This window comes from Nakamurella sp. (assembly GCF_048594475.1).
Lineage (GTDB): Bacteria > Actinomycetota > Actinomycetes > Mycobacteriales > Nakamurellaceae > Nakamurella.
This window is the reverse complement of sequence record NZ_JBMDXT010000520.1, coordinates 1-9716: the sequence shown is the minus strand read 5'-3', so window position 1 is coordinate 9716 and position 9716 is coordinate 1. Positions and strand designations below refer to the sequence as shown.

Annotated in this window: 10 protein-coding genes; 6 read left to right on the top strand and 4 right to left on the bottom strand. The window is 74.9% G+C overall.

The features are described from left to right. Both ACOJUF_RS23495 and glgX read right to left on the bottom strand, forming a co-directional pair. A partial coding sequence (locus tag ACOJUF_RS23495) for an alpha-amylase family glycosyl hydrolase (protein ID WP_420124229.1) occupies nt 1–878 on the bottom strand: 878 nt, incomplete at its 3' end. Nucleotides 879–967: 89 nt separating this feature from the next. Continuing rightward, nucleotides 968–3061: a glycogen debranching protein GlgX gene (gene glgX / locus ACOJUF_RS23490; protein ID WP_420124231.1), complete on the bottom strand. Its 2094-nt coding sequence runs from the start codon at nt 3059–3061 to the stop codon at nt 968–970. A 196-nt stretch (nt 3062–3257) separates the two neighbouring features. On the opposite strand from glgX, the gene ACOJUF_RS23485 reads away from it, so the two are divergent. From ACOJUF_RS23485 to ACOJUF_RS23470, 4 genes are read left to right on the top strand one after another with little or no spacing between them, the layout of a single operon-like run. After that, nucleotides 3258–4088 carry an ABC transporter ATP-binding protein gene (locus ACOJUF_RS23485; protein WP_420124228.1) on the top strand — a complete coding sequence of 277 codons (831 nt, stop codon included), beginning with the start codon at nt 3258–3260 and terminating at the stop codon, nt 4086–4088. A gap of 48 nt (nt 4089–4136) precedes the next feature. Then, a complete protein-coding gene (locus tag ACOJUF_RS23480) occupies nt 4137–5378 on the top strand; it encodes a THUMP-like domain-containing protein (RefSeq protein ID WP_420124227.1) in 1242 nt (413 codons plus the stop codon). Nucleotides 5379–5389: 11 nt separating this feature from the next. Continuing rightward, entirely contained in the window at nt 5390–6115 is a 726-nt protein-coding gene (gene priA, locus ACOJUF_RS23475) for a bifunctional 1-(5-phosphoribosyl)-5-((5-phosphoribosylamino)methylideneamino)imidazole-4-carboxamide isomerase/phosphoribosylanthranilate isomerase PriA (RefSeq protein ID WP_420124226.1), read from the top strand. A 1-nt stretch (nt 6116) separates the two neighbouring features. Continuing rightward, a complete protein-coding gene (locus ACOJUF_RS23470; protein ID WP_420124225.1) occupies nt 6117–6506 on the top strand; it encodes a Rid family hydrolase in 390 nt (129 codons plus the stop codon). 37 nt (nt 6507–6543) lie between these two features. Here the strand turns inward: ACOJUF_RS23470 and ACOJUF_RS23465 are convergent, their stop codons facing one another. Beyond that, on the bottom strand, nt 6544–7014 hold the full coding sequence (locus ACOJUF_RS23465) for a hypothetical protein (RefSeq protein ID WP_420124224.1): 471 nt from the start codon (nt 7012–7014) through the stop codon (nt 6544–6546). A gap of 85 nt (nt 7015–7099) precedes the next feature. On the opposite strand from ACOJUF_RS23465, the gene hisF reads away from it, so the two are divergent. After that, nucleotides 7100–7894 (top strand): imidazole glycerol phosphate synthase subunit HisF, encoded by a 795-nt coding sequence (gene hisF, locus ACOJUF_RS23460; protein ID WP_420124223.1) that lies wholly within the window; start codon nt 7100–7102, stop codon nt 7892–7894. A gap of 77 nt (nt 7895–7971) precedes the next feature. Beyond that, nucleotides 7972–8292 (top strand): phosphoribosyl-AMP cyclohydrolase, encoded by a 321-nt coding sequence (hisI, locus tag ACOJUF_RS23455; RefSeq protein ID WP_420124230.1) that lies wholly within the window; start codon nt 7972–7974, stop codon nt 8290–8292. Nucleotides 8293–8421: 129 nt separating this feature from the next. Here the strand turns inward: hisI and ACOJUF_RS23450 are convergent. Next, a partial coding sequence (locus ACOJUF_RS23450; RefSeq protein WP_420124222.1) for a MalY/PatB family protein occupies nt 8422–9716 on the bottom strand: 1295 nt, incomplete at its 5' end.

The window sequence follows — 9716 nt, the reverse complement described above, 5'->3', positions numbered from 1 at the left end:
AAGTGGAAGCACATGTGGCACTCGTCGCCGCCGACCGACGGGTCCCCGAAGTAGTCGACGACATCGGCCGGCCACTGGTTGGCCTCGGCCAGCAGGACCCGGTTGGGGTACTCGTCGTCGACCACCTTGCGGCAGCGCTTGAGGAACTCGTGGGTCTGCGGCAGGTTCTCGCCGTTGGTGCCCTCGCGGACGTACAGGTAGGGCACCGCGTCCAGCCGGAACCCGTCGATGCCCAGGTCCAACCAGAACCGCAGGATGTCGATCATCTCGTCCCGCACGGCCGGGTTCTCGTAGTTCAGATCCGGCTGGTGGGAGAAGAAGCGGTGCCAGAAGTATTGCTTGCGCACCGGGTCGAACGTCCAGTTGCTCGGCTCGGTGTCGACGAAGATGATCCGCGCCTCCGGGTAGCCGGTGTCGTCGTCGGCCCAGACGTAGTAGTCGCCGTACGGGCCGTCGGGGTCGCGCCGGGACTCGGTGAACCAGTGGTGCTGGTCGGAGGTGTGGTTCATGACCAGGTCGGTGATGACCCGGATGCCGCGGTCGTGCGCGGCGTCCAGCAGGGCCACGAAGTCCTCGACCGTGCCGAACTCGGGCAGCACCCGGCGGTAGTCGGCGATGTCGTACCCGCCGTCGCGCAACGGCGAGGCGTAGAACGGCGGCAGCCACAGGCAGTCGACGCCGAGCCAGGCCAGGTAGTCCAGCTTGTCGATCAGTCCCCGCAGGTCGCCGGTGCCGTCGCCGTTGGAGTCGGCGAACGCCCGCACCAGGACCTCGTAGAAGACCGCCCGCTTGTACCACTGCCGGTCGTGCTCGCCGCCGGCGATCGGCCGCGCCGAGCCGAAGCGTGCCGCATCGTTCTCGCCCGGTCGGTCCGCCACGCGGTCAACCTACCGGTCCGCCCCACGGGACGCAGGCCAGGAGCCGGGTGGGTCCTCCGGCCGGCTCGGCGACCGCCCGGCGGGTCCGCTCAGGACCCGTCGGGCGTCTGCGCCGGCGCCGGCTCGGCGGTCATCGTGTGCCGCCGGGCCCGCAGCAGCCAGACCGTCCGGCCGGGAATGACAACGGTTGAGCCGCTGACGATCCCGTCGGTGGATGCCGGTTCGCCAGTGGGCCGGTCGGTGTCGATGACCGGCACGTAGGAGGTCGCGTAGGGCGCGCCCGGCAGGGTGAGCTGGACCGGATCGGCGCCCGCGTGCAGCATCAGCAGCCAGGACCGGTCGGTCAGCGGCTGCCCGCCCGAGGTGTGCCCGCGCACGTCGTGGCCGTTGATCCACAGGCCGATCGTCTGCCGGCCGTCGTCGAACCAGTCGTGGTCGTTCATCACCTGGCCGGAGGCGTTGAACCACACCAGGTCCGGCAGCCCGTCGTCGCTGCCCGGGGCGCGGCCCTCGAAGAACTCGCCCTGCCGCAGCGCCGGGGCGTTGCGCCGGATCTGCAGCGTCCGGCGGAAGAAGGTCAGCAGGTCCCGGGTCGGCGGGTCGTCCAGATCCCAATCCACCCAGCTGATCTCGTTGTCCTGGCAGTAGGCGTTGTTGTTGCCGCGCTGGGTACGCCAGATCTCGTCGCCCATGGTGATCATCGGGGTGCCGGTGGCCAGCAGCATGGTGGCGGCCAGGTTCCGTGCGGTCCGGGTGCGCAGGGCGACGACCGCCGGGTCGTCGGTCTCGCCCTCGACGCCGTGGTTCCAGGAGCGGTTGTGGTTGTGACCGTCGCGGTTGTTCTCGCCGTTGGCCTCGTTGTGCTTGTGGTCGTAGGAGACCAGGTCCCGCCGGGTGAAGCCGTCGTGCGCGGTGATGAAGTTGATCGAGGCCCAGGGCCGGCGCTGCGGGGCGTACAGGTCGCTGGACCCGGACAGCCGGTAGCCGAGGTCGCGGACGCCCGGCGCGCCCCGCCAGAAGTCGCGGGTGGTGTCGCGGAACCGGTCGTTCCACTCCGTCCAGTTCGAGCCGAACCGGCCGACCGCGTACCCCTCGCCGGTGGCGTCCCAGGGCTCGGCGATCAGCTTGCGGGTGGCCAGCACCGGGTCGGCCGCGATCGCCGTCAGCAGCGCCGAGCCGGCGTCGAACGGGCCACCGTCCGGCCGGGCGTGCACCGACGCCAGGTCGAACCGGAAGCCGTCCACGCCAAGGGTTTCCGCCCAGTAGCGGAGCGAATCGGTGACCAGCCGGATGACCGGGAGGGTGCGCGCGTTGACCGTGTTGCCGGTGCCGGTGAGGTCCCGGCCGTCGGGCAGGTAGTAGGAGTCGGGGGCGAGTCCGCGGGTGGACAGGTCGACCGACAGCCCCGGCCCGCCCTCGCAGGTGTGGTTGTAGACGACGTCCAGCACCACCTCGATGCCGGCGGCGTGCAGCGCGTCGACCATCGTCACGAACTCGGCGATCTCCTGGCCGGGCACCGAGGCGTACCCCGGGTGGGGAGCGAAGTAGCCGAGCGTGGAGTAGCCCCAGTAGTTGCGCCGGTTCGTCGCCTTGAGCCCCGGTTCGGCCGCCGAGGCGTAGACCGGCAGCAGCTCCAGGGTGGTCACGTTGAGCTGGCGCAGGTGGTCGACGACGGCGGGGTGGGCCACCCCCAGGAACGTCCCGCGCAGGTGCGGCGGCACCGCCGGATGCAGCTGGGTCAGCCCCTTGACGTGGGCCTCGTAGATGACCGTCTGCTCCCACGGCACCCACGGCCGCACCGAGCCGGTGCGCAGGCCGGTGGCGGTGCTGTCCACCACCACGCCGGCCGGCACCAGGCCGGCCGTCGGCACGCCGTAGGACGCGGCCGCGACCAGGTCGTAGTCGGTGCCGGTGACGCGCCGGGCGTACGGGTCGAGCAGCAGCTTGGCCGGGTCGCGGGCCGGCACCCGGAAGCCGTACACCTGGCCCGGGCCGACGTCGGGCACGAAGGTGTGCCAGACGCCGTAGGTCCGTTCGTCCATGGGGACCGTGCGCACCGTGGTGGCCGGGTCGTCCGGGTCCAGCAGGCACAGCTGCGGGGCCGAGACCCCCGGCACCCCGTCGGCGACGACGGCGAAGTTGGTGCCGCCCGCGTACGGGGTGGCGCCGAGCGGGAACGGCATGCCCGGGTACGGCGACGAGCCCTTCTGCGGCACCGCCTGCGGGTCGGTCTGCCCGGGGCGCAGGTGCCAGCGCCGCCGCACCTTGGAGGACTTGGGATCACGACCGGGCCGCAGCATGGGCCTCATTGTCACCGACCGTGTCCGTGCGGGCCGAATCGAGCGGTGGGTGGGAGATCGGGATCACCTGTAGGACAGAATGGCCGGCGTGAGTGTCGCCCCCCCGGTCCCCATCCTGCCCGGCCCCGACTCCGTGCTGCACCTGACCGAGGTCACCGTGCGGCGCACGCCCGCCGTCCTGCTCGACGCGGTCAGCTGGGACGTCGAGGTCGACCAGCGGTGGGTCGTCCTCGGCCCCAACGGCGCGGGCAAGACCACGCTGCTGCAGATCGCCGCCGGGCTGCTGTTCCCGACCAGCGGCCGGGTGCACGTGCTCGGGGAGCGGCTCGGCGCCGTCGACGTCGGCGAGCTTCGGCCGCGGATCGGGCTGTCGTCGGCCGCGCTGGCCGGCCGGGTCCCGCCACAGGAGCGGGTGCTGGACGTCGTCGTCTCCGCCGGGTACGGGGTGGTCGGGCGCTGGCGGGAGCGCTACGACGAGCTCGACTTCGCCCGCGGCCGGGAGCTGCTCGATGCCATGGGCATCGCCGCTCTGGCCGAGCGCACCTACGGCACCCTGTCCGAGGGGGAGCGCAAGCGGACGTTGGCCGCGCGGGCGCTGATGGCCGACCCGGAGCTGCTGCTGCTGGACGAGCCGGCCGCCGGCCTGGACCTGGGTGGCCGGGAGGATCTGCTGGCCCGGCTGGGCCGGCTGGCCGTCGATCCGTACGCCCCCACCACCGTGCTGGTCACCCACCATGTCGAGGAGATCCCGCCGGCGTTCAGCCACGTGCTGCTGCTGCGCGGGGGCAAGGTCGTCGCGGCGGGCCCGCTCGCCGACACCCTGACGGCCGACGCGCTGTCCGAGACGTTCGACATGAAGCTGGCGCTGGAGACCCGCGGCGAGCGCTACTTCGCCTTCGCCGCGGGCTGAGGTCGCGGCGATCAGGGGCCGCGGTCGGACGGCGGGCGGGGAGCGCCGGTGGCGTACCGCTTCGCGCTGAGCGACGTCCGTTACCTGACCGCCGCGGCGGGAGCCGAGGCGCTCGCCGCCACGGACGGGCTCCCGCTGACCGACGCCACCCTGCTGGCCGACCTGACCCGGGTCCGCGCCGTCGCCGGGGAGCGGGCGGCGGCCGTCGTCGAGACGGTCCGGCTGCGCCGCCGGGCCGCCGGCAAGCTCGGCCCCGCCGCGGCCGCCTGGCTGTTCACCGACGAGGCCCTGCAGCAGGCCACGCCCGGGCCGGTGGCGGCGCACCGGGCGGCCCGCCTGGCCGGGGTCGGCGTGCACGATCTGACCTGCTCGATCGGGGCCGATCTGGCCGCCCTGGCCGCGCCGGGCGCGGCCGGCGGGCTCGTCGTGGGGTCCGATCTCGACCCGGTGCGGGTGCTGATGGCCCGGCACAACCTGGCCCAGGGGATGAACGGAGCCGAGCGCCCTCCGCGAGTGTTCGTCGCCGACGCGCTCACGCGCACCACCCGCGGGCTGCTCGGGTACGCCGATCCGGCCCGGCGCGAGGGCGGCCGGCGGATCACCTCGGCGGCCACGGTGCCGTCGGTCGACGAGCTGGACGCCGCCCACGCCGGGCGTCCGCCTGTGCTGCGGGTCCCGCCGGGCATCGACTACGACGCGCTGGCCCGGCCCGGTGAGGTCGAGCTGGTCTCGCTGGACGGGGTGGCCCGGGAGGCCGTGCTGTGGCCGGCCGAGCTCGCCGGTCCGGCCCGTCGGGCCACCGTGCTGCGCAGCGACGGCCCGGGCGAGGCGCTCACCAGCGACGACCCGGACGACGTGCCGGTCGGCCCGCCGGGGGAGTACCTGATCGATCCGGACCCGGCGGTGGTCCGGGCGCACCTGGTGCGGCACTGGGCGGCCCGGCACGGGCTGTGGCTGCTCGACCCGCACCTGGCCTACCTGACCGGGCCGGCCGTGCCCCCCGGGGTGCGCGGGTTCCGGATCCTGGACCACGCTCCCTACCGTGAACGGACCGTGGCCCAGTGGGCCCGCCGGGACGGCGTCGGGACGCTGGAGATCAAGCAGCGCGGCACCCCGGTCGTGCCCGACGAGCTGCGCCGCCGGCTGCGCCCGGCGCTGACCGGGCCGACCCGGCAGGCGGCCACGCTGGTCATCGCCCGGATCGGCCGGCGGCCCGACGCGTTCTGGTGCCGGGCCGTCGAGCCGGCGCCGGTCCCGCCGGCCCCGCCGGCCCCGCCGGCCGGACGATAGGGTTCGTCCCCGTGACTTTCGAACTTCTCCCCGCGGTCGACGTCGCCGACGGCCAGGCCGTCCGCCTCGTCCAGGGCCAGGCGGGCAGCGAGACCCACTACGGCGCGCCGCTGGACGCGGCGCTGGCCTGGCAGGCCGACGGGGCCGAGTGGATTCACCTGGTCGACCTGGACGCGGCGTTCGGGCGCGGCTCGAACGCCGCCCTGCTGGCCGAGGTGGTCGGCCGGCTCGACATCAAGGTGGAGATGTCCGGCGGCATCCGCGACGACGAGTCGCTGGCCGCGGCGCTGGCCACCGGCTGCACCCGGGTCAACATCGGCACGGCCGCCCTGGAGAAGCCGGACTGGTGCGCGTCCGCGATCGCCCGGTACGGCGACAAGGTCGCGGTCGGCCTGGACGTGCGGGGCACCACGCTGGCCGCCCGCGGCTGGACCCAGGACGGCGGCGACCTGTGGGAGGCGTTGACCCGGCTGGACGCCCAGGGCTGCGCCCGGTACGTCGTCACCGACGTGACCAAGGACGGCACCCTGCGCGGCCCGAACCTGGACCTGCTGCGCGAGGTGTGCGCGGCCACGCCGGCGCCGGTCGTCGCGTCCGGCGGCGTGTCGTCCCTGGCCGACCTGGTCGCGCTGGCCGGCCTGGCCCCGCTCGGCGTCGAGGGGTCGATCGTCGGCAAGGCGCTCTACGCCGGCGCGTTCACCCTGCCCGAGGCGCTGGCCGCGGTCGCCGCGGTCTGACGTGCCCGGCATCGGCGAGCGCCGGGGCACGTCCGGCCCGTGGCCGGACTGGTACGGCTACGCCGAGGTGGTCCGGGTCGGTCCGTTGGCGGTGACCGCCGGCTGCACCGCGGCCGTGGACGGGGTGGTGCAGGCGCCCGGCGATGCGGCCGCGCAGGCCCGCATCGCCTTCCGGGCCGGGCTCGCCGCCCTGGCGCAGGTCGGTCTGGGGCCCGAGCACGTCATCGCCACCCGCGTCTACGTCGTCGACCGGGCCGACGCCCCACCGGTGGGCGGCGTGCACGGGGAGGTGTTCGGCGACGTCCGGCCGGCCGCCACGATGGTCGTCGTCGCCGGCCTGGTCGACCCGGCCATGCTGGTCGAGGTGGAACTCACCGCCTGGGCCGGCTGACCGCCGGCGGCGGGCGGCGCCCCGGGGCCGGATCCGGTCAGCGGATGACGAACGAGGTGTGCACCATGCCCCAGGGGCTGGGCACCGTCATGCTCCAGCCGATCCGGAACAGCGAGTCGAACATCTGGAAGGCCAGGGTGAACGGGTCCGGGAACAACGCCGGCTGGGGCCGCCGGGCCGGCTCGGGGGTCACCATCTCCTGCACCCGGGCCAGCACCGCGGTGGCGTCCGGGTCGCCCTGCTCGGCCCAGCCGTGCACCACCCGCAGCTTCACCGAATTGAGGACGACCTCGTCGTCGGCGTCCGGCGGCAGGCGGAAGGTCTGCCCGCCCTGGCGCAGCCACATCCGGCCGCCCGCCTCCTGGACCAGCACCGCGGCCCGGTCGCTGGGGTGCTGCGGGTCGACGCCGGCCAGCACCACGGTGCCCAGGCCGGGCCGGAACTCCAACCGGGACGGCACGTTGTCGGCGCGCAGCCGCCGGTGGATCACGTCGAGTCGTCCGGGCATGCCCCCACAGTAGGGGCCTGGGACCGCCGGGCGGGGCAGGCGACGGTGGCCGGACGCGCCGCCCGTCCTCCGTAGGCTGTCAGACATGTCCGTTGCGGTTCGTGTCATCCCGTGCCTGGACGTGTCCGAGGGACGCGTCGTCAAGGGCGTCAACTTCGTCGACCTGGTCGACGCCGGCGACCCGGTCGAGCTCGCCCACCGGTACGACCAGGAGGGCGCCGACGAGCTGACGTTCCTGGACATCACCGCGACCAGCGACAACCGCCGGTACGCGTACGACATGATCCGGCGCACCGCCGAGCAGGTGTTCATCCCGCTCACGGTCGGCGGCGGGGTGCGGACGGTCGACGACATCGACGGACTGCTGCGGGCCGGCGCGGACAAGGTGTCGGTCAACTCGGCGGCGGTCGCCCGGCCCGAGTTCCTGGCCGAGGCGGCGGCGCGGTTCGGTTCGCAGTGCGTGGTGATCGCCATCGACGCCCGGCGCGTGCCGGACCCGGCGGCGGGGTGCCCGTCCGGGTACGAGGTGACCACCCACGGCGGCCGCCGGGGCACCGGGATCGACGCGGTGCAGTGGGCGCGGCGGGCCGAGGAGGCCGGCGCCGGCGAGATCCTGCTCACCTCGATGGACGCCGACGGCACCAAGAACGGCTTCGACACGCAGATGCTCACCGCTATCCGCGCCGCGGTCGGGGTGCCCTTGATCGCGTCCGGCGGCGCGGGGGCGCTCGACCATTTCCCGGAGGCCGTCGCGGCCGGGGCGGATGCCGTCCTGGCCGCGTCGGTGTTCCATTTCGGCCAGTTGCGCATCGACGCGGTCAAGGAACAGTTGCAGCAGTCCGGCTATCCGGTGCGGCGGACCGCGGGGGTCACGTCGTGACCGGTGCGTCGACCGATCCTGCCTCCGGGGCCGGGGCCGGGGCCGGGGCCGGGGCCGGGGCCGACCCGGCCGCCGGGCTGCGGTTCAACGCCGACGGGCTGATCTGCGCCGTCGTGCAGCAGTACGACACCCGCGAGGTCCTGATGGTCGCCTGGATGGACGCCGAGGCGCTGCGCCGCACGCTGTCCACCGGCGCCGGCACCTACTGGTCGCGGTCCCGGCAGGAGTACTGGGTCAAGGGCGCGACATCGGGCCACACCCAACGGGTGGTCGAGGTCCGGCGCGACTGCGACGGCGACACCCTTCTGGTGCTGGTCGACCAGACCGACGGCGCCTGCCACACCGGCGACCGCACCTGTTTCGATGCCGGGCTGATCGCTGCGCCGTCGCCGGCCTGACTCGGCGCGCCGGCGCCGGGCCGGACTCATCGAAGCCGCGGATGTTCGTCCGGGACGGGGCCGGTGGATGTTCCGGGGGTGGGCCGGGGCGGAGCGTCGCGGGTCGGGTGGACCGGCCCAGCCGCGACGTCAGGCGAGCCGACCCAAACGGCGGGCGGCGTCGCGCAGCAGCGGATGGGGCATGGCCAGGTTGACGCGCAGGAAGCCCGGGACGCCGCAGGCGGTGCCGTCCACCCCGTACACGCCGACCTTCTCGCCGACGGTCGCCGGGTCCGCGCCGACGGCCCGCAGGTCCAGCCAGCCCAGGTAGGTCCCCTCGACGGGGAACAGGTGGGCCGCGGGCAGGTGCCGGGCCAGTTCGGCGGCGAACAGGTCGCGGCCGGCGGCCAGGTACTGCACGCAACCGGCCAGGTGGTCGACGCCGGCGGTGTAGGCGGCCGCCGTGGCCACCGCGCCCAGCGGGGTGACGCCGCCGCCGTGCCGGGTGAACGGGTCGAGCTGCTCCCACGCCGCCCGGGAGGCGGTGGAACTCAGGATGAGCTGCCCGCAGCCCAGACCGGGGATGTTCCACCCTTTCGACGCCGAGACGCCGGTGATGGTGTGGGCGGCCGTCGCGGCGGACAGGGCCGCGTACGGGTGGTGGGTGAAGCCGGGCATGGTCAGCGGGGCGTGGATCTCGTCCGCGAAGACGACGGCCTCGGCGGCGTCCACCACCTCGGCCAGGGCGAGCAGCTCGTCCGTGGTGAACACGCGTCCGGTCGGGTTGTGCGGGTTGGTCAGCACGACAACCGCGCCGGGGGTCAACGCGGCGGCGATGGCGGGCAGGTCCAGCTCGTAGCGGGGGCCGTCATCGGGTCCGTCGACGATGCGCATTGGCACGGTGCGCAGCTCCCGGCCGGCCAGCGCGGGCACGGTCAGGAACGGCATGTAGGCGGGCACCGGCAGCACCACGGGGGCCCGCGGGTCGGTCAGGTGCTCCAGGACGATGCGGAAGCCGGTGACCACGGACGCGACCGGGTGCACGTCGGCCGGGTCGACGGCCCAGCCGCTGCGGGCCTGCCACCGGGCGGTGGCGGCCGCGACGCCGTCGGCCAGCCCGGGCGGCAGGTAGCCGGTGAGCCCGCGGTCGACCGCCTCGTGCAGGGCGGCGGTGATCGCCGGCGCCAGCGGCAGATCCATCTCGGCCACCCCGGCGCCGATCGCCCCGGCCGGCACGGAGGTCCATTTGAGCCCGCCCCGGGCCCGCAGCATGTCGGCGGTCTGCGCGTCGGTCCACCCGGCGATCGCGGCGACCCGGTCGGCGGCACCGGCGGCACCGTCGACCGGGGCGGCGGGGGCGGCGGGGGCGACGGGGGCGGGGGGGGGGCCGGCCGCCGGGCCCGGCGCGGGGCGGGCGGGGCCCCCCCCCCCCCCAGCGGCGGGGC

Excerpts from the sequence above, each read along its gene's own strand:
- glgX (WP_420124231.1), bottom strand. The coding sequence starts at position 3,061 with ATGCCGTTCCCGCTCGGCGCCACCCCGTACGCGGGCGGCACCAACTTC.
- ACOJUF_RS23485 (WP_420124228.1), top strand. The coding sequence starts at position 3,258 with ATGGCCGGCGTGAGTGTCGCCCCCCCGGTCCCCATCCTGCCCGGCCCC.
- ACOJUF_RS23465 (WP_420124224.1), bottom strand. The coding sequence starts at position 7,014 with ATGCCCGGACGACTCGACGTGATCCACCGGCGGCTGCGCGCCGACAAC.
- hisF (WP_420124223.1), top strand. The coding sequence starts at position 7,100 with ATGTCCGTTGCGGTTCGTGTCATCCCGTGCCTGGACGTGTCCGAGGGA.